Raw genomic sequence first — 24,169 nt, 5'->3', positions numbered from 1 at the left:
CCGCCGAGGCGCTGCGGGCGGCGACGCCCCGGACGTTGGTGGCCGCCTGCGACCGGGTCGTCGACGACTACCGGCGCGACCCCGACTCCGGCCGCCGTCACTACGACCCGGCCATCCACGCGCCGGTCGTCGACGGCGACGTGCTGCCCACCGACCCCCTCGCCGGCCTGGCCGAGGGTCGGGCGCGCGGACTGGACCTGCTGGTCTGCCACACCGCGGAGGAGTATTGGCTGTTCGACGCCGTGGGCAGCAGCGCGAAGGTCACCACCGATCGTCAACTAGCGGTCTTCACAGCGGACTTCGGCCTTTCCGAGGCTTTGGTGAGTGCGTACCGCGCGGCGATGCCGCAGGCGCCGGTCCTGGACGTCTACCTCACGATCCTCGGCGAGGTGATGTTCGGCGAGTACAGCCGGCGTCTGGCCGAACGGCATGCCCGCGCGGGTGGTCGAGCCTTCCTGTCCCGCTTCGCCCGTCGTCCGAATGCCCCGGGCGCGGTGCCCCGAGCCTGGCACTGCGCGGACGTCCCCTTCGCCTTCGGCAACCTCGATCTCGACGAGGTGCGATTCCTCATCGGTGGCCCAGCCGACGACGCGGATCGCCGACTCTCGCAGCGCATGGTGCGGACCTGGGCCGCGTTCGCCGCCACCGGCGACCCCGGCTGGCCGCACCTGGACGACACGGCACGGCACACCAGGGTCTGGGACACCCGGGACCGGCCCCGGCCGGCCGTCCACGCACCCTGGTCAAAGGTCGACTTCGGCCCGCTGTACCCGTGAGTGCGCGATGTACCGGAGAGCACGGCGAAAGACCTTGCGCGTCCATGAGCAATGTGGACCGGATCTGGGAAGGCTGGATGCGGCGCAACGGCCGGTCCCATCTTCCGCCCATGACGGCGTCGAGCGACCTGCTGGGCCATCGGATCGACGACCCGATCGTGACTCCGCTGGGACCGGGCGCACCGGGCGGCAGGCCCCGACTGACCCTCGACTTCACCTCCAAGTACGCCTACGACGTCGTCCCGTGAGAGATGTGCGTCGGTCATCCCGTGTGTGGCGCTTGCCGCCCGCCCGCCCGTTCCGCTCCCGGCGGGCCATTCGCCGCGCGCCGGACGTGGTGTTCATGTCGGCGTCACGCGCTCGTGGCCACGTGCTCACGCAGCCCTGCGACGGTAACCCTGAGGGCAAGTTGTACAGACAACTTTGCGCACTCTCTGAGACCGAGGAGACGCCCATGGCTACCGCCCCGGACATCGGCGGCCTGCCCGCCGTGTGGCTGCGGGACAACTGCCCCTGCCCGCTGTGCCGCGACCCGCGCACCGGGCAGAAACTGTTCCAGATCACCGACCTCCCGCTCGACCTGATCGCCGCCGAGGTGCACGAGCACGGATCCGACGTGGAGGTCGTGTGGGCGCCGGACGGGCACCGATCCGTCTACGCGCGCGCGTGGTTCGAGGCGCCCGGCGAGCCGGATCCGCGGAGCGAGGACGGCAAGACGTTGTGGGACGCCGCGGAACTGGAGGCGCCGCGCTTCGAGTTCACCTGGAGCGGCTACACGCGCGACCCGGCGCCCGCACTGACCGCGGTGCAACGGCTCGGACTCGCGCTGCTGCGCGGCGTCCCGTGCATCGAGGAGCAAGTCCTGTCGGTGGCAGGGACATTCGGCTTCGTCCGCGAGACGAACTACGGCCGGCTCTTCGACGTCCGAGTCGAGGACCGGCCCAACAACCTCGCCTTCACCTCGGTGGCGATCACTCCGCACACCGACAACCCCTATCGCGATCCGGTGCCGACCGTGCAACTCCTGCACTGCCTGGCCAACGAGGCCGCCGGCGGCGACTCCGGCTTCGTGGACGGCTTCCGGGCCGCCGCGTTGCTGCGCGCCGAACAACCGGACGCATTCCGGGTGTTGGTTCGCACGCCGGTGCCGTTCGAGTTCCGGGACGCGCACACCCGACTGCGGGCGCACCGGCCGATCATCGGCGCGGACGAGGCCGGTCGCATCCGTGAGGTGCGATTCAACAACCGCTCGATGGGCACGCTGCGGCTCCCAGCCGGCGAACTCGCCGACTTCTACTCGGCCTACCGTGCCTTCGCCGAGATATTGGCCCGGACCGAGCTGATGCTGACCCGGAGGCTGGAGCCGGGCGATTGCGTGGTGTTCGACAACACCCGGGTCCTGCACGCGCGCACCGCGTTCGACGGTGCGGGCAGGCGGCACCTGCAAGGGTGCTACGCCGATTTGGACGGCCTCGCCGGCACGTTGGATGTACTGGGCCGCACGACCGGAGACGCGTCATGACGGACCGCCGGGAGATCGACACGGCCATCCTCGACGAACTCGCCGACCTGTTCGCCGACCAGGGCGCGGGTGAATACCTCGGCGAGGCGGTGACGATGGCCGAACACATGTTGCAGGCCGGGGCGATCGCCGAGGCGGAGAGCGCGCCCGAGCACCTGATCGCGGCCGCGCTGATGCATGACATCGGGCACTTCCACGGGCCGCTGACCGGCCGCGACCTGATGGCGGGCGAGGACAACCGGCACAGCCACACCGGCGCCGATCGGCTCGCGAAGCGGTTCGGGCCCGAGGTGACCGAGCCGATCCGGCTGCACGTGGCGGCGAAGCGCTACCTGTGCGCCACCGAGCCGGGCTATGCGGCACGCCTGTCGGACGCGTCCGTGTACACGCTCCGTGTGCAGGGCGGGCCGATGGGCGAGGCCGAGGCACGCGCGTTCGCGGACGGGCCGTACGCGCTCGACGCGGTGCGGGTGCGGCGCTGGGACGAGGCGGCGAAGGACGCCGACGTGTCCGTCCCGGACTTCGCCCACTTCCGGCCGTTGCTGACCCGGCTGCTGCTGCCGTGAACGGTCGGCTCGGCGCGCCTGCCCGCAAGCGCCGACCGGGCCGATCCGCCGCGGTCGGGCCGACCGCCGCCGGTGCGATCGTCCGCCGCGGGCCCGGTCAGCCGCGTCGGCGGTACAGCGCCGTCGTGGCCACCGAGTTGTGCACCGTGAAGGCCACGGTGCCCGGGAGGTAACGGTCCTGCGACCACTCCACGGGCACGCCCGTCGGGTCCGTCGTGCGGCGCCGTTCGCGCAGCAGCGACGTGCCCGGCGGGCACCCCAGCAGGCGGGCGTCCTCCGCGTCGGCCGGCCACTGATCGATCGTGTGGTCGGCGTCGGTGAACAATACGCCGAGGTCCTCCAGAGGCTCGGTGTGCGAGACCGCGTCGATCGGGAAACCGTGCACCAAGGCCCCGATCCGCTCGGGATAGATCGTGCGCTCGATCATCACCGGTACCCGCGAGAGCGTCCGCAACCGCAGCACCCGGAACACCGTCGACCCCGGCTCCAGGCCCAACTGCGCGCACTCGCCCGGATCGCCCGCCGCCGGCTCGATCGCCACGGTTCGCCCGCCGGGCTCCTCGCCGATCGAGCGCGCCCAGCGGGTGAAACTCAGCAGTTCGGCGAAACTCTGCGTCCGGGCTGCCCCCAGCACCACCCGGCGGGTGCCGCGTCGGGACGTGACCATCCCGTCCGCGCGCAACACCGCGAGCGCTTGGCGCACCGTGCCGCGGGAGACGCCGTAATGCTGCGCGAGGTCGCCCTCGGCGGGCAAGCGGCCGCCGGAGCCGTACCTGCCGGTCGTGATCGCCTCCCGCAGATCGGCCGCGACCTGCCGATACCGCGCCTCGCCCTGAACCCCCATCGCCACCCCCCGAATTCCATTGCCGGGACGTCCGACCGTGGCGACCCTACCCGTTCGTCGAGAGCCTGCCGGGCCGCACGCCCATTTCCCGGGAACCTCGCACGCCCGTGTGCCTGCGTTCACGTTGCCGACATCGACGTCGGGCGTACTGGACCAAGTTGTACAGCCAACTCCGGCACACCATTCGAAGCTCCAGGAGAACCCCGTGACAGTGCTCCGCGTTCGTGCGACCGGACTGGTCGCCGGCCTTGCCGTGGCCGCGCTCACCCTGAGCGCGTGCGGCTCGGCATCCGACAAGAAGCCTGCGGCCGGCACCTCCGCCGCGCCGGGCGCTCCCGCCGCGGCCAAGGACGCGGCGTCGGCCACGTCCGTCCAGGACTTCGGTGGCATGGAGGCACTGGTGGCCGCCGCGAAGAAGGAGGGCAGGCTCAACGCGATCGCGCTGCCCCGCGACTGGGCCAACTACGGCGCGCTGATCGACGCCTTCCAGGCGAAGTACGGCATCAAGGTCGAGGTCGAGAACCCCGACGGCGCGTCCCAGGACGAGATCAACGCGGTGACCCAACGCAAGGGCCAGGACCGCTCGCCCGACGTGGTGGACCTGGGCAACGCGTTCGCGCTCAGCGCCGCGAAGCAGGACCTGCTCGCGCCGTACAAGGTCGCCGCGTTCGACAAGATCCCCGAGCCGCAGAAGGACGCGCAGGGCCGCTGGTTCAACGACTACGGCGGCTACATCTCGATCGGCTGCGACGCCGCGCGGATCAAGGAGTGCCCCAAGACGTTCGCCGACCTGCTCAAGCCGCAGTACAAGGGCCAGGTCGCGCTCAACGGCAACCCGACCAAGTCCGGCTCGGCGTTCGGCGGCGTGTACGCGGCGGCCCTGGCGAGCGGCGGCTCGTTCGACAACATCCAGCCCGGCCTGGACTTCTTCGCCAAGCTCAAGAAGAACGGCAACTACAACCCGGTCGAGTCGACCCCGGCCACCGTGCAAAAGGGCGAGACGCCGATCAGCATCGACTGGGACTACCTCAACGCCGGCTACGCGGACGAGTTCAAGTCCAAGGGCGTCGACTGGCAGGTGAACATCCCCGCCGACGGCGTCTACGCGCAGTACTACTCGCAGGCGATCGTGAAGTGGGCACCGCACCCGGCCGCCGCGCGCCTGTGGCAGGAGTTCCTGTACAGCCCCGAAGGCCAGAACCTGTGGCTCAAGGGCTACGCCCGCCCGGCCCTGATGGGCGCCATGAAGGAGGCCGGCACGCTGGACGCCGGATTCGCCGCGAAGCTGCCCGCTGTGCCCGGCGCCGGCGCCCCGGTCTTCCCGACTCCGGACCAGGTCGACAACGCCAAGAAGGTCCTCACCGGTGGCTGGGGCCAGGCAGTCGCCGGATGAGCACCGACCTCTCCGACGTCGGCGCGCCCGCCGCGGTCCGGATCGCGCCTTCGCTCGCCTCGCGCGAGCGGAGCGTGGCCCGGCCGCGGCGGCGGCGCCGCGTGCCGCACTGGCTCGGCGTCGCGCCGTTGTTGCTGTTCGCCGCCGTGGTCTTCGGCGTACCGACGGCCGCGATGGTCTTCGGCGCCTTCACCACACCCGCGACCGCCCCCGACGGGGTACAGGCCACCGGCGCCAACATGTCCGCGTCCGTGCAAGGCGCCTACCTGACCGCGTTGATCGGCAGCGTGAAGCTGTCCGCGGTCACGGCGCTGATCGCCACCGGATGCGCGCTGCCGATCGCCTACACCGTGGTGACCTCGCGCTTTCGCTTCGTCCGCGAGGCCGTACTGACCGCCTCCGGCGTACTCGCCAACTTCGGCGGGGTCGCACTCGCCTTCGCGTTCGTGGCAACGCTGGGCAACGCGGGCGTGGTGACCGGCAAGTTCGACCTGACCGAACACGGCTGGAGCCTCTACAGCTTCACCGGACTGTCCGTGGTCTACCTCTACTTCCTGATTCCGCTCATGGTGCTCATCCTGACCCCCTCCCTCGAAGGACTGCGCAGGCAGTGGCGCGAGGCGGCGCGCAACAACGGGGCCAACGCGTTCCGCTACTGGGTGCACGTCGCGCTGCCGATCCTGACCCCAGCACTGCTCGGCGGATTCGTGCTGCTCTTCGGCTCGGCGTTCGCGGCCTATGCGACGGCCGCGGCGATGGTCGGCAGTTCCGTGCCGTTGGTGACGATGCAGATCGCCGACGCGCTGTCCGGCAACGTCCTGGTCGACCAGGGGAACGTGGCGCTCGCGCTCAGCCTGGACATGGTGGTGGTGGCCGGCCTGGTCACCGCCGTCCATCTGCCCCTTCAGCGCAGGAGCGCCCGATGGCTCGACTAGCCGCACTGCGCGGCCGGATCCGCTGGTCGCGAGGCGTCGTCCTGGTGATCGCCGGGACGTACTTCCTGCTGCCGATGGTGTGTTCGGTGGTTTTCAGCATCGACGTGCCCGGCCAAGGCATCACATTCGACGCGTACACCGGGATCCTGGGGGCCGACGGCTTCCTCGACAGCCTCACGCTCACCCTCGAACTGGCCGCCGCCACCGTGGCATTGGTGTTGCTGTTGCTGGTGCCCGCGCTGATCACCGTGCGGTTGACCGCGCCGCGACTGCGCTGGGTGATCGAGGTGGTGTGCTCACTGCCACTGGTGGTCCCCGCCATCGCGCTGGTCGCCGGCATCGGCACGGTGCTGCGATGGGGGCCGGACCACCTGGCCGACACCCCGCTGTACGACACGTTCATCGCCATCCAGGACCCGGACTTCCCCGTCGTGCTCGTGCTCGCGTACACGCTGATGGCGCTGCCGCTGGCGTATCGCACGCTCGACGGCGGGCTCGCCGCGATCGACCTGAAGGTGCTGGTCGAGGCGGCGCGCGCGTGCGGCGCGAACTGGCCGCGCGCGGTGTTCCAGGTGGTCCTGCCGAACCTGCGCGGCGCGCTGCTCAACACCGCGTTCCTGACCCTCGCGCTCGTGCTCGGCGAGTACACCGTGGCCGCGATCCTGGGCTACCGTCCCTTCGCCGTGTGGATCGTCGGCATCGGCGGCTCGCAGGCCGAGATGTCGGTCGCGGTGTCGGTGATCGGCCTGCTCGTCACCTGGGTGCTGCTGCTCGCACTCGCCACCGCCGGCCGGCCGCGCAGCGCCCGGACGAAGACCACCCCGGAGACCTCGTGACCATGACGTTCGACCAACCGAAGATCCTCGCCGAGGACGGGACGCAGATTGCCGGCACCGGTGCGACCGTCGAATTCCGGGGCCTACAACGCTCGTTCGGTGATGTGCGGGCCCTGGCCGGGCTGGACCTGACGGTCAACCAAGGCGAACTCGTGGCCCTCCTGGGCCCGTCCGGGTGCGGCAAGACCACCGCACTACGGGTGGTCGCGGGCTTCGAGCATCCCGACGCGGGCGAGGTGCTCGTCGACGGCGAGGACATCACCCGAGTCCCCGCGCATCGACGCGACGCGGGCATGGTCTTCCAGTCGTACAGCCTGTTCCCGCACCTGAGCGCGCTGGACAACGTCGCGTTCGGCCTGCGGATGCGGGGCGTGGGTCGGGTCGAGCGGCGTGCTCGCGCCGGCGAACTCCTGGAATTGGTCGGCCTGCCGGACCAGGCCGGCCGCTATCCGCACCAGCTCTCCGGCGGCCAGCAACAGCGGATCGCGCTGGCCCGGGCACTGGCGCTGCGTCCGCGGGTCCTGCTGCTCGACGAGCCGCTGTCCGCGCTGGACGCCCGCGTGCGGCTGACCCTGCGGGACGAAATCAGGCGGCTCCAGCAGGAGTTGGGCATTACCACGCTGTTCGTGACCCACGACCAGGAGGAGGCGCTCTCGCTCGCCGACCGGGTCGCGGTGATGAACGCGGGCCGACTCGAACAGTGCGCGCCGCCGGCGCAGCTGTACGCCCGTCCGGCGACCGCCTTCGTAGCCGAGTTCGTCGGGGTGATGAGCCGGATTCCCGCTCACGCCGACGGTGCGACGGTGCACGTGCTCGGCCGCACCCTGCCGATCGACGGCGACCCGGCGCACGGCGACGTGGACGTGCTGCTGCGCCCGGAATCGATCGAGGTGGTGGCCGCGGCGGACGGCTCGGCGCAGGTGCTCGGCGCGGCCTTCCTGGGCGCGATCACCCGCCTGAGCGTGCGCTCGGCCGCCGGAGCAACGGTCAAGGTCGACGTACCCTCGCACGCCACCACCACGCTGCCACTGGGCTCGCACGTCGAACTCGCCCTACCGGACCGACCCGTACTGGTCGCACCTCGCAAGGAACCGGCGCGGGCATAGGGCCGGCCGGGCGCCGTTCGCGCCGAGTTCGACACCCGGGAGCGTGCCGCCGTCGTGCCCGCCTCCGGTGCGGCGGAGGCGGGCACGGCGGCGGTCGCCGGGGTCGCGGACTGCCGCGCGGGCCGCCTCGGTTCATGGCGCAGAGTGTGTCCGCCGCGGCACCCGTGAGGATCGAATGGTCGCGGCTGTCGGGCTCGCCGTGGTGCTGGTTTCCGGCGATCGTCACCTGCTTGGTGCCGTCCTCGCTGGAGAAGCTGCGGCTGAAGCAGCCGATGACGTTGCCGCCGTGGCTCCAGGCCGTCCCTCCACAGGGCAGCACGAACTTGGAGACGCCCAGCCCGTATCGGTCGAGGGTGCCGGAGCCGATGGGGCCGGCGGACCGCCTCACCTACCGCGGCGCTCGGTTCCGGGAGGGCGCGGGCCAGGTTTCGCCTCGATGTGACGCTCCGTCATGCAGGCCCCGTTGCCCGTCGTTCGCAGATCCGTACCGGTGTGCGTACCGGCACTGGTCGAACGGTCGGGAAGCCTGGACGCAAAAATCGAACTTGACTAGGTTTTCTCGCATGGAATCCGAGCGGCAGGCGCGCCACGACAACATCCGTACGCCGCGCGGCCGTTACGCAAAGGGCGTCGCCCGCCGCAACCAGATCCTGGGAGTGGCGCTCGACGTCTTCGCGACGCTCGGCGAAAAGGGCGCCCTGATCAAGGAGATCGCCGACCGCATGGGCATGTCCCAAGCCGGCGTCCTGCACTACTTCGGGTCACGTGAAGGACTGCTGATCTGGGTGCTCGGCGAACGCGACAGAGTCGCCGGGGAGAAGGTTCCCCAGGACGCGTGCGGCGACCCGCTCACCAGGATGGCCGAGATATTGCGCCACAACGGCGATGTCCCCGGCCTGGTGCGCCTGTACGTGAGCATGGCCGCCGCGGCCGGCTTTCCGGGTCACCCGGGACGCGACTTCTTCGAGGTCCGCTCCACCGACATCCTGGCCGCCCTGCGCGACGGCCTCGCCGACCTGCGACACCGGGGGCGCATCCGCCTCGACGTCGATGTCGACGCCATCGCCCGCCTGGCCCTCGCCGCCGCGGACGGCATCCAATACCAGTGGCTGATCGACCCCACCGTGGACATGGGGAGCGTCATCGACACCATCGTCGCCCTGGTGATGGACGTACCCCCGACCCCGGACGTGCCGTAGTCCCGCCGGCAGACGGTCTGTTCGGGTCGTAGCGCTCGACCCGGACACGGCCCGGCGGGCCGTCCCAGCCGGTCGCGTCCCTCGCCGGCGGGCACGAATCACCACAAGTGGGGTACCACGTTTGGGGTAATATGGGCGAGGTGAATCAGGATCGACGAGACCGTCTGCGAGACGCGGCCATCGAGGTGTTGGCGGAGTTCGGCGGACGTGGTCTGACCCACCGTGCGGTGGACGCGGGCGCGGATGTGCCGCTCGGTACCACCAAGAACTACTTCCCGACCAGGGACGCGCTGCTGCGTGCGGTCGCGGAACGATGCCTGGAGCTCTACCGCGAGTTGCCCGGACCGGCGCCCGGCGACCGCGAGAGCCTGGTGGTCATGCTGCGCAGGCTTCTGGAGAACGTCGCAGGACCCGGTCGACCCCGAATGCTGGCATACCTGGAGCTTCAGTTGGAGGCGGCGCGCAGGCCGTGGCTGGCGTCCGTTCTGGACGCCATCGCGGCCGCGGACTTCGCGGACTTCGAACGGGCCCAGCGAGCCGCCGGGTTGACGGTCACCCCGGATCGGGCCGCGGCCGTGACGCTGGCCTTGCACGCCGCCATCCCACACCTATTGACCGGTGGTCCGAACACCCTGGCAGCGAGCGGACTGGACGACCTCGACCGATTCGTCCGCAACCTCCTGGACACGGTGTACGCCCGAGCCGCGCCCCGGGCGGTCGCCGAGACCGCCTGATCGGGCGGTCGACCCGGGTGTTCGTGCATCGATCGAGGCTCTTCGCGGGTGCCCTCGCGGCGGCTCGGGTGCGTTGACAGACGGGGCGCGGCACGCCGCGCGCGACGGTACGGGCCGTCGGGGTGATGCCCGCGGAGCCGGCGGCTGGACGTTGTGGGGACCGCCCCAGAAGTGGTACCACAGATGTGGTAACTCTGATGGCGACGACGATCCCGGGGTGGTCCTGTGCCGGTTGGATATCTCGTGACGGTGGCGTCCGTCGCCGTCGCCACCGTGCTTGCGCTGGCGCCGCTGCGCCGACCGGGGTTGCCGGCGAACCTGAGTTTTCGCCTCACCCTCGTCCTCAACGAGGTGCCGTTCATCTGCTTCTGCTGGCTTTTGCTGTGCACGGCGTGGGCCTTCTCGCAGCGAGACGTGCGGTCGGTCGTCGGTTGGCTGACGGTCGGGCTCGCCGCCCTGACCGCGGCCGGGCTCGCGGTGATCGCACGGAACGGGATGCGGGCGGGCCCGGTGGTGGAGCGAGCCCTGGCCGACGCCCTGGGCGAAGACTGGCGCGCCCGCATCGACCCCGAGGCGGCCGCGCGACTGCGCCGCCGCCTTCCGCTCGGCCGCATCCTGTTCGGGCCATTCCTCCGCCGCCGCCGCGACGTCGTGCGGAGGGCGAACATCGGCTACGGCGACGCGGGCCGGAGAAACCTGCTCGACGTGTACCACCATCGATCCCGCCCCTCGGGCGGGCCCGTGCTGATCCACCTGCACGGAGGGAGATACGACCGGGGCGGAAAGAACAGCCAGTCACTGCCCTTGATCCACCGCCTCGCGAGCCAGGGCTGGGTGTGCGTCAGCGCGAACTACCGTCTGCGGCCCGACGCGCGGCATCCGGACCACCTCATCGACCTCAAGAAGGTGATCGCCTGGGTGCGCGAGCACGGCCACGAGTACGGCGCCGATCCGTCGAAGCTGTTCGCATCCGGCAGTTCGGCCGGGGCGCACCTGGCGGCCCTGGCCGCCCTCACGCCCAACGACCCGGCCTTCCAGCCCGGTTTCGAGGAGGTCGACACCACAGTCACCGCCGCCGTCTGCCTCAACGGCTACTACGGCAACTACTATGACCAAGGCCCCGATTCCTCGCCCCTGGCGTACGTCGCCGCCGACGCGCCACCGTTCTTCATCGCGCACGGCGACCACGACACGGTGGTACCGGTCGACATTGCCCGACGCTTCGCCGACGCGCTGCGCGAGGTTTCGGCCAATCCCGTCGTCTATGCCGAACTCCCGGGTGCCCAGCATGCGTTCGACCTGTTCCACTCGTTCCGCTTCGAGCGGGTCGTGGACGCGATCGAATCCTTCGCCGCCCGGATCGACGCACGCGAGAAAGCTGCCGGCCCAGGCGATCGTGAATCCCCACAATCCGACCGGCTATGTACCCAGCCGTGAGACGCTGCGCCGGTTGCCGGACGTCGCGGCCCATCCCGGCGGATGCGCGGGCCGGGCTGCTGCGCCGGCCGGTCGACGATCGGGTGGGTCAGCCTTCGGCCACGTCCATCCGGAGGAACTCGGTGATGCGGAACAGCTTCGGCGGGCGTGCCACGTCGTCGGCGAGCGCCTGGAACGCCTCGACCTCCCCGACCAGGCGTGGCGCGGCGACAGGACATCGCCGGCCGAGACCGCACTTGTTCGGTACGCAACGATGGATTCGTTCGATCCGAAGGGCCGCACGGTGAATGCCGAGCCGCCGAGAGCGCCGAAGCCGTGCGTCGATCCGGTCGCCGACCTGCCGTGATTGCGGTCCAAGCCGTTCCTCGTGGACAGCGATGGACACCTACGAGGTGTGGCCTCCGGGGGCGCCGGTGCGCTCGGAAGGTCGTTCCTTACGCGTCCGGGTCGGTGCCGACGGTGACTTCGCCGAAGGCGGCTGCGAGTGCCTTCGCGATCACGGTGGGCAGTTCGGTCCGTCCGTCGTCCTCGACCCAGCGCACCAAAGCCGTGTGCATGGCGGCAAGGCAGGCACTTGCCGCCACTTGGGCGCGGAACACCGTGTCGGGATCGGTCGTGTCGTACCCGAGGGCGTCGACGATCGCCTGCTGAAGGACGTAGTGGTTGTCCAGATGCCTGGCCCGCAGGGCCTGCGTCGAGATCATGAGCCGCAGGCGCGCCAGCAGGAACTCCTCGCTCGCCGACGGGCCTTCCCCGCGGCCGCGGCCGGTCAACGTCGCGGCCGAGTCGACGAGCGCGTTGCCGATACGGCGCACCGGAGGCTGCGCTGCGGGCTGCGCGACGATGCGCTCGGCGACCAGCGCGCCGTACTCGTCGACGAGCACGAGGTCTTCCTTCGTGGGGAAATGCCGATACACGGTCATGGGCGACATGCCCGCGGCCTCGGCGACGTCGACCACGGTCGTGGCGTCGTAGCCGCGTTCGGTGAAGAGCCTTACCGCGTGCTCCTGGATCGCGCGCCGGGTCTCGGCGCGCCGTCGCGCTCGCAGTTTTGAGGGCTGAACAGGCATGTGATAGACCCTACCGGAGTGATAGCAGCTACCAGATTGGTAGTAACTAACATCACATGGTGGTTGGTATGACTGATCTGACCGGCAGGACGGCTCTGGTGACCGGGGCATCGCGCGGCATCGGGCAGGCGATCGCGGCCCGGCTGGCGGCGAACGGGGCGGTGGTCATCGTGCACTTCGGCACGGACGAGGACGGCGCGAGGGCGACGGTCGAGGAGATCGAACGCACCGGGGGTGCCGCGCTCGCCGTCGGGGCGAGGCTGGGCGTCGACGACGACGTCGAGACGCTCTTCGCGGGAGTGGAGGCCGGCCTGGCCGGACGCCCGCTCGACATCCTCGTCAACAACGCGGCGGCCGCGCCCGCCGGCCCGCTCGGAGTCACGACACGAGCGGAGTTCGACCACCTGTTCGCGGTGAACGTGCGAGCGGTGTACTTCATCATCGAGCGAGCACTGCCGTTGCTCAGCGACGGCGGCCGCATCGTGTCGATCTCGTCGGTGGCAACGCGGATGGCCAGCTCGAGCCAGACGTCCTTCGCCATGACGAAAGCCGCAGTCGAGACGATGAGCAAGACCTTGGCCAACCAGCTCGGGACCAGGGGAATCACGGTGAACGCGGTGGCGCCCGGCGCCACCCGAACGGCGACCAACGGATCCTTCTTCGAGGTGCCGGGCCTTGCCGACCTCATCACCGACGCGACGGCGCTCGACCGACTGGGCGCCCCCGAGGACGTCGCCGACGTCGTCGCGTTCCTCGCCTCGGACGCCGCGCGCTGGATCACCGGCCACGTCATCGACGCGAGCGGTGGCCTGTTCCTCGGCCCGCGCACCTGACCGCACATCGTCGGCCCGCCAGTGCAGGTACACCCGGGCCGCCGCGTGTTCGAACTCCGGGCCGTGGCCTGCCTGTTCGCCGATGGCGACGTGGGCCCATCGACAGCTCCGCGGTGCTCGGCCGGCCATCACGGGCGCCCCGGCCATCGCGCTGCGACGTCGTCCCGGATTTCTGCGTCGGCTCGCGCGGGCTCAGGAGTGGTTGGGTGAGCCGCGGTCGGGTTCGGCTTCGGTTGGGTCCGCGGCGGCGGGGGCCGATTCGGGCGGGTCGTCGGGGTTGGGTGGCAGGGGCAGGTCGGCGACCACGCGGAAGCCGCCTTCGGGGCGGGGCCCGGTTTCCAGGGTGCCGCCGTGCAGGGCCACCCGTTCGCGCATGCCCACCAGGCCGTAGCCGCTTCCTTCCATGCCGGGCGACGGCACGCTGCCCTTGCCGTCGTCGAGTACCTCGACCACGACGCGGTCGGGGAGGTGGCTCACCCGTACGGTGGCTCGCGCGTCGCCCGCGTATTTGCGGGTGTTGGTCAGGGCCTCCTGCACGATCCGGTACACGGTCGGTCCCGCGGTGGGCGGCAGTGGTCGCCGCTCGCCGATCTCCTGGTAGTCGACAGGCAGCCCGGCCGCGCGCGACTCGGCGAACAGGCGCTCCAGGTCGTCCATCCCGGGCCGGCTTCCGGTCGGTGTGTCGTCGGGCCCGTCGGCGGCGCGCAGGACGCCGAGCAGTTGCCGCATCTCGCCGAGCGCCGCCCGGCCGGATCCTTCCAGGGTGCGCAGCGCGTCCTCCGCCACCTCGGGCTCCCGCCTGAGGGTGGCGCGGGCGCCGCCGGACATGAGGTTCATCGTGGTGATGTGGTGCGAGACGATGTCGTGCAACTCGCGGGCGATCCGGCGCCGTTCCTCGGTCACCGCGCGCTCCGCGAGCAACCGACGCAGCAGGGCGCGCTGTTGCTTCCACCTCGCGGTGCCGACGCCCACCGCGATCACCAGCGCCGTCGTTGCCAGGTCGGCGAGGGCCGACAACGCCACGTCTCCGGCGCCGTGCACCGAGCGCAGGATCTGCACCGCCATGCATCCACTGGCGGCGATCGCGAGGTCGCGGGTCCCGCGATAGCGGGCGACGGTGTACAGGGCGAGGATCATCGCGCCGCCGGAGGTGTGCGTGGTCGGCGCGAAGATCCAGATGAACGCGGCCTGGGTCAGGAGCACCGCGGCGAGGACCCGCATGGGCCGGCGCCGGCGTACGACCAAAAACGCGGCACCCGATGCCGACAGCACGATCCCCAGCGGTGTGACGTCGACGGTGTCGCGTTGCTCGGGGGAGAGATAGTTGAGCAGGTCGAGGGCGCCGGCCAGGAGCGCGAGCAGTACGTCGTTGCGTACGGGCCGAACGGTCACGACGGCGCGTAGCGTCCGGGCGAGAGCCCCGGGGGTGCGACCCGCGTCCTCGACGTCGCGCTCCCTCTCCGGGGTCGCTCGTGGGTGGTCGGACCCCATTCTCGGTTCTCCTTCGCTGGGTCGTCGTTGATCGCCGGACGCGGGAGGTGCCGGGTCCGGGGCGAGGGGTCGTCATCGGAGCCGGCCTCGATCGCTCGGCTGCGGTGAATATATCCGCCGGCGCGGTGCGGACGGTCACGGCAGAGGGTTGCCATGCGTGCGGCGGCGCGGCGCGGCGTGCGTCCGGCGGCATGAGCGACGCCCCCCTTTGTCCGCCATGCCCCACCTCCTTCCGCGCCCCGGGCAGCTACATATTCAAGTTCTGGTTAGAAGATCTCACGCAAGCACTTGACGCTAGCCATTCACGAGCGTTACAACTTATAACGAACGGCAGGGCAACTAAGTGTCATGGGCGGTGCGGCACCTCCGTGATCCGCACGTCCGACCACTCGCACACGAGGGAAACGTCATGTCAGCGTCATCGAACGTCCCGGCACGACGACGGCGGCCCTCGTCGAACATCGACAAACGCGCGCTGTGAAGAAGATCCAACACTGCCCACTTTTGCATCGTCTCGCCCGCGTCATCGGCGGCGGCGGCGACGAGTGCGGCGCCGCACCCACCCCCGCCGGGGCGAAGAGCCTCCGTCGGAGCCGAGCCTCGCGCCGGCTCCCCGCTGCCGACCCCACCCCGGCTGCTTCACGTCGTTTTCACCGCAGGAACGCAAAGGAGACAGCGCGTGTTTGAACGCATAGCCGACCTGGCGATTCGCCGGTCCCGGCTGGTACTGGTCGTCGCCGCCATCGCCGTGGTCCTCATGGGTGCCGCAGGCGCCGGTGCGTTCGGCAAATTGATGGGGGGCGGCTACGACGACCCGGCCTCGCAGTCCACCCGGGCCGCGGATGTCATCGGCAAGAAGTTCGGCGGGGAGACGAATCTGATCCTGCTGGTCCGCGCCCCTCGAAGTGGCATCGACGACCCGGCCGCCAAACGGAGCGGCCGGGCCTTGGTGGCCGACCTCAACAAGGAGCAGAGCCTCGACAACGTGATCTCGTACTGGGACGCGGACAACCCCGTCCTGCGCTCCAAGGACGGCCGCCAGGCCATGGTGCTCGCCCATGTGAAGGGTGACGACACAAAACGGGACGAGAACGCCAAGAGCCTCATCGACGCCTACTCGGGATCGTACAAGGGCGCACTCACGGTCCAAGCCGGAGGCGGCGCCGCCGTCAACAGCGACATGGGCACCCAGTCCGGCAAGGATCTCGTCCTGGCCGAGGCCATCGCCGTGCCGCTGACCCTCCTGCTGCTCCTGGTCGTCTTCGGCAACGTGGTGGCGGCCCTGCTGCCACTGGTCATCGGAATCATCGCCATCGCGGGCACGTTCGCGGAGCTCTACGTCCTCGGCAGCGTCACCGATGTCTCCATCTTCGCGACCAACCTGACCACGGCCCTGGGCCTCGGGCTGGGCATCGACTACGCCCTGCTGATGGTCAGCCGGTTCCGGGAGCAACTCGCGGCGGGGGCGAGTGTGGACGATGCCGTCCGGCAGACGGTGAACACCGCGGGCCGCACCGTCGCGTTCTCCGCCGCGACAGTGGCGGCGGCACTGGGCGCACTCCTGGTGTTTCCGCAGTACTTCCTCCGCTCGTTCGGCTATGCCGGAGTCGGTGTCGTCGCCATCGCGGCCTTCGGCACCCTGTTCGTGATGCCGGCCCTGTTCGTGGTCCTGGGGCACCGGGTCAACAGCGGGCGGATGCCGTGGGCGAAGCCCGGGCGCTCCGCCTCCCGGGCGCCGCTGTGGGGACGGCTGGCCCGCGTCGTCATGCGGCGGCCCGCGCTCACCGCGCTGCCCGTGCTCGCGGTACTGCTGTTGGCGGCGAGCCCGCTGCTGGACATCACCCTCGGCACGCCGGACGAACGCGTGCTGCCCGAGGACGCCCGGAGCCGGCAGGTCTCCACCGAGCTGCGGAAGAACTTCGACGGCAACGACGCCGCGGCTATTCACATCGTCATCGACAAGGCGGTGAGCGAAGCCCCCTTGGACGCGTACGCGGCCCGACTCTCCAAGCTCGAAGGCGTAGTCCGCGTCGAGGCCGGCACGGGAACCTACGTCGACGGGCGATCCACCGCCGCCGGACCCGGCAACGCCGACCTCGGCCGCCCCGACGCGCAGCGGATCAACGTGGTGAGCGCCGTGGCACCGAAGTCGGACAAGGGTCAGAGCCTGGCGAAGGAGGCAAGGGCGGTCACAGCGCCTGCCGGGACACACCCCCTGGTGGGCGGAACCGGCGCCGAGCTGGTCGACTCCAAGGGCTCCATCGGCAGCCGGATCCCCCTCGCCGCGGGCCTGGTCGCCCTCACCACCTTCCTCCTCCTCTTCCTGTTCACCGGCAGTGTCGTGCAGCCGCTGCGCGCCCTGGTCCTGAACATGATCAGCCTGGGAGCGACCCTCGGCGTCATGACATGGATCTTCCAGGACGGCCACCTCGCCTCCCTGCTCGGCTTCACACCTCAGCCGATGGACACCTCGATGACCATGCTGATGTTCTGCGTCGCCTTTGGCCTCTCGATGGACTACGAGGTGTTCGTCACCAGCCGGATCAAGGAACTTCACGACCAGGGCGAGGACACCGAGTCCGCCGTGGCCAACGGCCTCGGCCACACGGGACGCATCGTCAGCGCGGCGGCCTGCCTGCTCGCGGTGAGCTTCTTCGCCTTCGGAACGGCCAAGCTCAGCTTCATGCAGATGTTCGGCCTGGGCAGTGGGCTGGCCATCCTCATCGACGCCATCGCCGTACGCGGCATACTCGTTCCCGCCGCGATGCGTCTGCTCGGCCGCTCCGCCTGGTACGCGCCCCGCCCGCTGCGCAAGTTCCACGACCGCTTCGGCCTCAGCGAAGGTGGGCCCCGGCCCGCGACCGCCGCGGCCGAGTCGCCGTTCGTGAAGAACTCGACGGGAGCCTGACTCGCGAGACCGCCCCGCCGCCGTGCCCGCCTCCGCTGCCCCGGAGGCGGGCACGGCCGTGTGTGGCACAGGGCCTTTCGTCAGGGGCGGTGGGTCAGGAAGGTGCGCAGTGCGGTGGTCAGTACCGGCGGGTTGTCTTCCTGGACGTTGTGTCCCGCGTTCGGTATGACCACGAGTTGCCCGTCCGGGATGCGCCCGACCAGGTGTTCGGCGGTGGCTTGGGGGAGTACTCTGCTGCGTCCGCCGCGTACCAGCAGAACCGGCACGCCGGTCAGCCGATCGGCGAGCCGATCGATGGCCGCGAGAATGGCGGGGAAGTCGGGGGGACGCGGATCGCCCTTCGGCACCCAATCGCCGTCGGGTATACGGCGAAACAGTGTGCTCATGCGGTACGCGACACTGGCGCGGTCGGCGCGCGGATTGACCCGCATCGCGGCCTCGAGCACCGTTTCGAGATCTCGCACGGGACCGAGCCCGGTCATGAATGCCCGCACTCGCCGGGTGCTTTCGAAGTCCACGCCGGGTGCGACGTCGACGAGCGCCAGCCGTTCCACCCGGTCGGGCCGCGCATCGGCGGCGTGGGCCGCGATCAGGCCGCCGAGCGACATACCGACCAGCTGGAACCGGTCGAAGCCGAGGTGATCGGCCGCAGCGACGACGTCGGCCGCCATGGTGTCGATGCGGTAGTCGTGGGACCAGCCGCTGTCGCCGTGACCACGTAGGTCCAGCGCGACCAGCCGGCCGGCGTCGCGCAGGCCGAGGCAGACGAAATCCCAGGTGTGCGCGGTCAACCCGCCGCCGTGCAGCAGCAGTACCGGGGGTCCTGTTCCACCCCAGTCGAATCCGTGCAACCGGCAGCCCGCACGGGAGAAGCAGATCTCGCGGGGCGGCGTCGGATCGTGGATCACGACGCCGAGGGTCGTCGCCAACTCGGTCATCGCCACCATCGTGGATGGTCCGTACATGGCCCTCCGTCCTTACCTTGGCTGCTCAAGGTAAGGACATTACCTTGAGTGGTCAAGGTAGAGTTGGCGCGTGGCCACCCGAGTACGACGCAACCCCGATGACGCCAGGCGGATGATCCTCGAGGCGGCGAGCAAGCTGCTCGCCGCAGGCGGTCCGGCCGCCGTGCAGGTGCGCGCCGTTGCCGCCGAGATCGGGGTGTCCGATGCCGCGATCAACCACCACTTCGGTACGCGCGAACAACTACTGGAGTCGCTGCTGCGATTCGGCGGGGCAAAGCTGAAGGCCGAACTGCACGCCGTGCTGGGCACGTGGACCGATGGCCCGAACGACCCCGCCGAGTTGGTGCGTGCGCTGGCCGCGCTGTACGCCGACGGATATGCCGAACTGGCGCTCGCGCTGCATCGGTCCGGCCGGCGCGATACCGGGAGCGGAATGCTCGACGAGGTGGTGGACCGGCTGCACGCCCAGGCGCGGCAGCACTGCGCGGCCACCGGACGAACGCCGCCGCCACGCGAGGCGATCCAGCTGACGGTGGCCGGATTGCACCAAGCCGTCGCGACGGATCCGCTATACGGCAATGAATTTCTCAGGAGCGTCGGACTCGACGCGGCCGCACGGGATCGCATGCTCGACTGGTGGATCGAGACCCTGCGCACGACCGTTGCCGGACAGGACCCCGTTGTCCGGCCGCCCGACGTCATGGACGTTCCGCTCTTCGGCCTCTAGTCGTGGCACCGCGTCCCGTCGTGGCATCGCTCAAGAACCGCAGAATCCTGCCGCGACGCATGCTCCGGAGGTTGTCCGTGCCCCTTGACGAACTTGTTCGAATGTCGACCGCGCCAGGGCGGCCGGCGGCCGGTGAGTCGAAGGAACGGCCGGTCGCGGAACTCGTCGACACCTCTCGGGCACGACCTGCCGGATTCTCGGGGGTTGCGGGCGGTCCGGGGGGTTGTCTCTGTTATTTTCGGATGCTGCCCTACCGGCGACAGCCGACCGACGTCGTCGTGATCGACCGCCGGGGATCGGGCCTCGAATCAGGACAGGACGCCGGGTGAACTCTCTTTCGAACGGTGCGGCCACGACGGGCGGGCTGCTCCGGGCGTGTCGCCACGCCGTTCTGGAGGATCTTCCGGGGCTGATCACCACGTACGCCCGGCCGCTGGGCCTGGTGCGCCCGCTGATCTACCTCGTGGACGTGCAGCAGCAAGTGCTGCGCCTGGTTCCGGGCCGAGGCGCGGACGAGGGGGTCGGGGGCGAGGCGCCCGAGGCGGAGTTGCGAGTGGATGCCACGTTGGCCGGTCGGGCCTTCCAGAGCGCCGAGCCCGTGGAGGCCCCGACCGGCGCGGACGAGGGCGAGCCCGAGGAGCCGCGGCCGAGGCGTCTGTGGCTTCCCCTGACGGACGGAGCCGAACGCCTGGGTGTCCTGGGCCTGGAGACGGACGATGTCGACGACGGCGCCGTGGACCGCGCGCTGGACCTGGCTCTGGTGGTGGGGCTGCTCCTGGTGAGCAAACGCGCGTACAGCGACTCCTACGAGCGCCTGGTGCGCACCCGCCCGATGGGCCTCGCCGCCGAGATGCAGTGGACCCTGATGCCGCCGGGTTCCTTCGCCGGCGAACAGGCCACCGTCAGTGCGGCCTTGGAGCCCGCGTACGAGATGGGCGGCGATGCGTACGAGTACGCGGTCGACGGCGACACCGCGCACCTGGCCGTCTTCGACGCGATGGGCCACGACACCTCCGCCGGCCTCACCGTCGCCCTCGCGCTGGCGGGCTGCCGCACCAGCCGCCGCCACGGGGTGGGCCTGGTCGAGACGAGCGAGGCGATCGAGGCCGCCCTCCTGGAACAGTTCGGCCGCAGCCGCTACGCCACCGCGATCATCGGCCGGCTCGACCTGCTCACCGGCCTGTTGACCTGGGTCAACCGCGGCCACCACCCACCGGTCCTCGTCCGCAACGGCCAATGGGTCGCCACCCTGGAACGCCCGCCCGCCCACCCGATGGGCACGGACATGGGCCTGCCCGTCGCGCTGTACGAGGAACAACTCGAACCCGGCGACTGGCTCCTGCTCTACACCGACGGCGTCACCGAGGCCCGCAACCCACAGGGCGAGATCTTCGGACTCGACCGGTTCGTGGACTTCGTGATCCGCCACATAGCCGATGGCCTCCCCGCGCCCGAGACCCTGCGCCGACTGATCCGCGCGATCCGCGAATACCACCACGACCAGCTCCATGACGACGCCACCATTCTGCTCCTGCAATGGCACGGCTGCGCCCAGACCTGACCTGACCTGACCTGACCCGGCCCGGGCCGGAGCTCTCCTGCTCAGGCGGCCGAGGGTCGAGCCGCGGCGAGGAGGTTCACGAGCATCAGGCCGGACCCCCGTCGGCGCGTGCGCCGCAGGTGTCGAACCGTGGAGGGCATGCCCGCACGCACCGCCGTACCGATCGCGCCGACCCGGCGCCACACCTCGGCCACCGGCAGGCCCGCGGGGGTCCGTCGATCGGCCGCCACCGGGCCCTCGCGCCACCGGCATCGGAGAATCGCCCGGATCGAGGAGGCCGTTCCTTTGACGCCCGACCGCCGCGGGCGATGCGAAGCGGCGGGAGAGGACGCGTCGATGTCGGCCCAGACGGTCTTACCGGCCCGGTGCGTCCGGACGCCCCAGCCGGTGGTGATCGTGTCGAGGATGTGCAGCCCGAAGCCGCCCTCGTGTTCGGGACCGGTGTCGCGGCGAGTCGGCACCCGGGGGTCGGTGTCGGTGACGGACAACCGCACCCCGCGCCTGGTCCGGCGCAGGCTCAGTCCCACATCCCCGTCGGTGTACAACTGTGCGTTGGTCAACAGCTCCGACAGGACCAGGACGGCCGGCGCGACGCGATCCTCGTCCCAACCCCAGCCGGCGAGAGTGGTTCGTACCGCGCTCCGGGCCCGCCCGGAAGCACCGGCCCGTCGTGGCACGCGCCACCGGACGAGGGAACGACGACGGCGAGACATGACCCTCCTCAGGGGTACGGGCTCCTCAGGCTTACGAGGGGTGGACGGCGGACGCTGTTTCGGCCCGAGTTCGGCGCAACCACCAGGACAAGGAATACTGCGGTCGTGTTCTCGTCCGGACGGTCCACGTGCGTGCGATCCGAGCGGACGGGCCGATCCCCGGTGGCGGGGCCGTGACGTGCCCGCTCGTCCGGCGCCGGCGGTCCCTTCCTTTGGGCCGACGCCGTCATGCCCGCACACCTGCCCCCCGACTCGCGCCTCAAGCGTCACCCATCCGAATGGATCGGAGCCGCCGGCCGTCGACGCGCACACCCCACGGTCCGGACGCCCCGTCGTCTCCCTCAGCCGAGCAAGGGGGACGTCCAGGCGTCCCCCTTGCACAAGCGACGCCGTTTGCGCCCGCGCTCGTGTACTTCTACCGCGACGGCCGAGCACCCCACCGCACCAGCGGCCTACGACGCCTCTTCGGTCGATACCGATACCGACAACTGCTTTCGGGTATGACCGAATGTCACCGGTTGCCAAGCCCCGGCGCCGAGCAAACGGACAACGGAGGACGCATGTTACGCATCCACTTCACCCCGAAGGACCTGGCGGGGTTGGTGTTCGCCCACAACCGCGCGCTTCCGATAAGTGAGGCGGTGATGAGTCTGCAGGTGCTGCGCCGGGGCTCCGTCCCGCTGTTTCGTGCCTGGCGGAGTCAGGTGCTGGAACGGCTGCCCTCTCATGCGTCGTTGCTCGGGTCGTTGGTTCCGGCTGCCGGCTGGGTACCGGACTTCCTCACCCCCAGCGCACCGGCGTCCCCCGACGCGGGGGTCTTCGAGGCGATACGAGCCACGCCACGCGAGCGCCTTGCGACCGATGTGCATCGCCTGTCGTCGCACCGCAGCCTGCCCGGGTGGGTGCGGCAACTGGCCCATGGGGACCGAGACGCCCTGGACATGGTGGCCGACACCCTGGCGGCGTACCACGACATCGCCATAGCGCCGTTCGCCGACCGCATGCGGGCCGTGTTGGACGCCGACCGAGCCTGGAGGGTCGACACCATGGCACGCGCCGGGATCGGCGCCCTGCTGGCCGGGCTGCATCCGCAGGTGCACTGGCGTGAACCGGTACTGGAGCTTCCCGGCCTTCCCGGGCAAGGCGACATCGACTTCCACCTGGAGGGTCGGGGACTCCTCCTGTGTGGGCACATCTTCTGCGGCTCACGCCCTCGGGCGCTGCTCAACGACGTCGACACCCCTGTGCTGATCTACGCGCCGCTCCGGGATCCACAGACGAACGACCTCGTTTCGACACCGTCCCATGCCCGGAGAAATGCGCCAAAGTCCCTGGCGACGCTACTGGGGCGCACCCGCGCGGCCGTTCTGCGGACACTCGCGGACCCGGGCGGTCACACGACCACACAACTGGCCGGACACCTCGGTATTTCTCTCGCATCGGCTTCCGAACATGCCGCCGCCCTCCGGGCCGCCGGCCTGGTCACCAGTCTGCGTCAGGCCGGCACGGTTCGGCACACCACCACTGCCCTGGGAACCAGCCTCCTCTCGACCCCACACGACTCGCCCGCGTGAGCCGGCTCGTCGACGGCGCCCGCGTCGCCCAAGGTCGTGGATCCGCACCGCCTGACCCCGCGCGGGGCGATCGGGTCGGTTTCGAGAGAACGGAACACCCCTGCGCCGGCCACTCCTTCGGGTGACTCTCCCCCCATTGCCGGGTGGCCCGCGTCCTGCCGGGTGGATGCGCCTTGTCGGGTCCACACAGTCACCAGCGTGTCCTGTGCGGGCTGTGCAGGGCGCCGTTACGGGGCCTCGGTCACATCGACCGACCGAGGCCCCGAACACGTTCCGGGCGGGCGTCGGTTGCGCGTGCCGGTAGTCGCCCGGCCGCCGACCGGGTCGGGGACCTTCGTGGCGCGGGACGCCGCACGGTCGTACCCGCCGGCCGCTTCTTCCGGCGTGCCCGGCTCTGGTCTACGCCCTTCCCGTCCTCGTCGACCGGATGCTCGACACGGCCTTTCGCCAACCACCCGGATGCGGTGGGTGTCGTGTCGTGTTTCGCTGGTCGCAAGTCGCTGGGTCGGTCGTGCGCGGGGATGCGCGTGGTCGCGGCTCGTCGTTCGAGTCGCGGGCCCCTTCTCGCGTCGACGTCACGAGAAAGGACCAATGGTGCAGGTCTCGGGGATTGTGGGTGCCCTGGTCTTGGTGGGATTGGGGGTCTCGATGCCGTCGGGTGGCGCACAGGTTCGGGCTCTGTCCCCGCCGCCGCCGACCACGCCCACTTACAGTTGCTGCACGGAGACGCCGACTACGCCCTCGGCGTCGACACCTCCGCCCCGCAGCAACCCACCTCCCTCCCGAGGCCCGACGTTGCGCCCCTCGGTCCCCGGGTCGCATCCGGTGCTCGTCCTGACGCCGGCAGGGGGAGGCGCCGGTACGACGGTGGTGGTGCTCGGCTCGGGCTTCGCGACCTGTGCGCCCGACTACCGCGTCGACATCTATTGGGACGGCGCCGGTATCGCCCCCTTTGCGGTGCCCGTCGCCCCGAATGGCG

General features: G+C 70.5%; 22 protein-coding genes. 17 read left to right on the top strand and 5 right to left on the bottom strand.

The genetic code is table 11. The annotated features are described in order from the left end of the window. From ABZS54_RS23450 to ABZS54_RS23435, 4 genes are all read left to right on the top strand, one after another. On the top strand, positions 1–776 hold a 776-nt coding region (locus ABZS54_RS23450; protein ID WP_355539314.1), incomplete at its 5' end, for a carboxylesterase family protein. Between the two features lie 44 nt (positions 777–820). After that, complete coding sequence (locus tag ABZS54_RS23445; RefSeq protein WP_355539311.1) at positions 821–1,024, top strand: hypothetical protein; 204 nt, start codon at positions 821–823, stop codon at positions 1,022–1,024. A 206-nt stretch (positions 1,025–1,230) separates the two neighbouring features. Continuing rightward, positions 1,231–2,298, top strand: coding sequence for a TauD/TfdA family dioxygenase (locus ABZS54_RS23440; protein ID WP_355539308.1), 1,068 nt, complete (start codon positions 1,231–1,233; stop codon positions 2,296–2,298). Next, positions 2,295–2,864: a phosphonate degradation HD-domain oxygenase gene (locus ABZS54_RS23435; protein WP_355539305.1), complete on the top strand. Its 570-nt coding sequence runs from the start codon at positions 2,295–2,297 to the stop codon at positions 2,862–2,864. Before ABZS54_RS23440 ends, ABZS54_RS23435 begins: the two co-directional genes overlap by 4 nt. Before the next feature lie 97 nt (positions 2,865–2,961). On the opposite strand, the gene ABZS54_RS23430 is transcribed toward ABZS54_RS23435, so the two are convergent. Then, positions 2,962–3,708 carry a GntR family transcriptional regulator gene (locus ABZS54_RS23430; protein WP_355539302.1) on the bottom strand — a complete coding sequence of 249 codons (747 nt, stop codon included), beginning with the start codon at positions 3,706–3,708 and terminating at the stop codon, positions 2,962–2,964. A gap of 211 nt (positions 3,709–3,919) precedes the next feature. Here ABZS54_RS23430 and ABZS54_RS23425 point away from each other — a divergent pair, with 211 nt between their 5' ends. The 8 genes from ABZS54_RS23425 (at position 3,920) to ABZS54_RS23390 (ending at position 11,694) form a co-directional block, all read left to right on the top strand. Next, entirely contained in the window at positions 3,920–5,101 is a 1,182-nt protein-coding gene (locus tag ABZS54_RS23425; protein WP_355539323.1) for an extracellular solute-binding protein, read from the top strand. Further along, a complete protein-coding gene (locus tag ABZS54_RS23420; RefSeq protein ID WP_355539299.1) occupies positions 5,098–6,036 on the top strand; it encodes an ABC transporter permease subunit in 939 nt (312 codons plus the stop codon). Before ABZS54_RS23425 ends, ABZS54_RS23420 begins: the two co-directional genes overlap by 4 nt. Continuing rightward, positions 6,024–6,872: an ABC transporter permease subunit gene (locus ABZS54_RS23415; RefSeq protein WP_355539296.1), complete on the top strand. Its 849-nt coding sequence runs from the start codon at positions 6,024–6,026 to the stop codon at positions 6,870–6,872. Before ABZS54_RS23420 ends, ABZS54_RS23415 begins: the two co-directional genes overlap by 13 nt. 2 nt (positions 6,873–6,874) lie before the next feature. Beyond that, positions 6,875–7,978 (top strand): ABC transporter ATP-binding protein, encoded by a 1,104-nt coding sequence (locus tag ABZS54_RS23410; protein ID WP_355539320.1) that lies wholly within the window; start codon positions 6,875–6,877, stop codon positions 7,976–7,978. 563 nt (positions 7,979–8,541) lie between these two features. Beyond that, positions 8,542–9,177, top strand: a complete 636-nt coding sequence (locus ABZS54_RS23405) for a TetR/AcrR family transcriptional regulator (protein ID WP_355539293.1) — start codon at positions 8,542–8,544, stop codon at positions 9,175–9,177. A gap of 140 nt (positions 9,178–9,317) precedes the next feature. Further along, the gene (locus ABZS54_RS23400) at positions 9,318–9,911 is read left to right on the top strand and encodes a TetR/AcrR family transcriptional regulator (protein WP_355539290.1); all 594 of its coding nucleotides are present in this window, start codon (positions 9,318–9,320) and stop codon (positions 9,909–9,911) included. 243 nt (positions 9,912–10,154) lie between these two features. After that, positions 10,155–11,348, top strand: a complete 1,194-nt coding sequence (locus ABZS54_RS23395) for an alpha/beta hydrolase (protein ID WP_355539287.1) — start codon at positions 10,155–10,157, stop codon at positions 11,346–11,348. A 13-nt stretch (positions 11,349–11,361) separates the two neighbouring features. After that, on the top strand, positions 11,362–11,694 hold the full coding sequence (locus tag ABZS54_RS23390) for a hypothetical protein (protein ID WP_355539284.1): 333 nt from the start codon (positions 11,362–11,364) through the stop codon (positions 11,692–11,694). A gap of 88 nt (positions 11,695–11,782) precedes the next feature. Here the strand turns inward: ABZS54_RS23390 and ABZS54_RS23385 are convergent, their stop codons facing one another. Next, on the bottom strand, positions 11,783–12,418 hold the full coding sequence (locus tag ABZS54_RS23385; protein ID WP_355539281.1) for a TetR family transcriptional regulator: 636 nt from the start codon (positions 12,416–12,418) through the stop codon (positions 11,783–11,785). 68 nt (positions 12,419–12,486) lie between these two features. Between ABZS54_RS23385 and ABZS54_RS23380 the strand changes: the two genes are divergently transcribed. Then, positions 12,487–13,251 carry an SDR family oxidoreductase gene (locus tag ABZS54_RS23380; RefSeq protein ID WP_355539278.1) on the top strand — a complete coding sequence of 255 codons (765 nt, stop codon included), beginning with the start codon at positions 12,487–12,489 and terminating at the stop codon, positions 13,249–13,251. Between the two features lie 192 nt (positions 13,252–13,443). On the opposite strand, the gene ABZS54_RS23375 is transcribed toward ABZS54_RS23380, so the two are convergent. Beyond that, entirely contained in the window at positions 13,444–14,742 is a 1,299-nt protein-coding gene (locus ABZS54_RS23375; RefSeq protein WP_355539275.1) for a sensor histidine kinase, read from the bottom strand. Between the two features lie 679 nt (positions 14,743–15,421). On the opposite strand from ABZS54_RS23375, the gene ABZS54_RS23370 reads away from it, so the two are divergent. After that, the gene (locus tag ABZS54_RS23370) at positions 15,422–17,650 is read left to right on the top strand and encodes an MMPL family transporter (protein ID WP_355539272.1); all 2,229 of its coding nucleotides are present in this window, start codon (positions 15,422–15,424) and stop codon (positions 17,648–17,650) included. 80 nt (positions 17,651–17,730) lie between these two features. On the opposite strand, the gene ABZS54_RS23365 is transcribed toward ABZS54_RS23370, so the two are convergent. After that, positions 17,731–18,615 (bottom strand): alpha/beta hydrolase, encoded by an 885-nt coding sequence (locus ABZS54_RS23365; protein ID WP_355539270.1) that lies wholly within the window; start codon positions 18,613–18,615, stop codon positions 17,731–17,733. Between the two features lie 70 nt (positions 18,616–18,685). Between ABZS54_RS23365 and ABZS54_RS23360 the strand changes: the two genes are divergently transcribed. Both ABZS54_RS23360 and ABZS54_RS23355 read left to right on the top strand, forming a co-directional pair. Continuing rightward, entirely contained in the window at positions 18,686–19,342 is a 657-nt protein-coding gene (locus ABZS54_RS23360; RefSeq protein WP_355539267.1) for a TetR/AcrR family transcriptional regulator, read from the top strand. 325 nt (positions 19,343–19,667) lie between these two features. Then, a complete protein-coding gene (locus ABZS54_RS23355; RefSeq protein ID WP_355539264.1) occupies positions 19,668–20,903 on the top strand; it encodes a SpoIIE family protein phosphatase in 1,236 nt (411 codons plus the stop codon). Positions 20,904–20,944: 41 nt separating this feature from the next. Here the strand turns inward: ABZS54_RS23355 and ABZS54_RS23350 are convergent, their stop codons facing one another. Beyond that, positions 20,945–21,616, bottom strand: a complete 672-nt coding sequence (locus tag ABZS54_RS23350) for an ATP-binding protein (protein WP_355539261.1) — start codon at positions 21,614–21,616, stop codon at positions 20,945–20,947. Positions 21,617–22,176: 560 nt separating this feature from the next. Between ABZS54_RS23350 and ABZS54_RS23345 the strand changes: the two genes are divergently transcribed. Continuing rightward, positions 22,177–23,190, top strand: coding sequence for a winged helix-turn-helix domain-containing protein (locus tag ABZS54_RS23345; protein WP_355539258.1), 1,014 nt, complete (start codon positions 22,177–22,179; stop codon positions 23,188–23,190). The last annotated feature ends 979 nt before the right edge of the window (positions 23,191–24,169 follow it).

Origin of the sequence: Embleya sp. NPDC005575, assembly GCF_040605455.1 — a bacterium.
GTDB lineage: Bacteria > Actinomycetota > Actinomycetes > Streptomycetales > Streptomycetaceae > Embleya.
The sequence above is the reverse complement of the archived record's forward strand: the minus strand, read 5'-3'. Positions and strand labels throughout refer to the sequence as shown.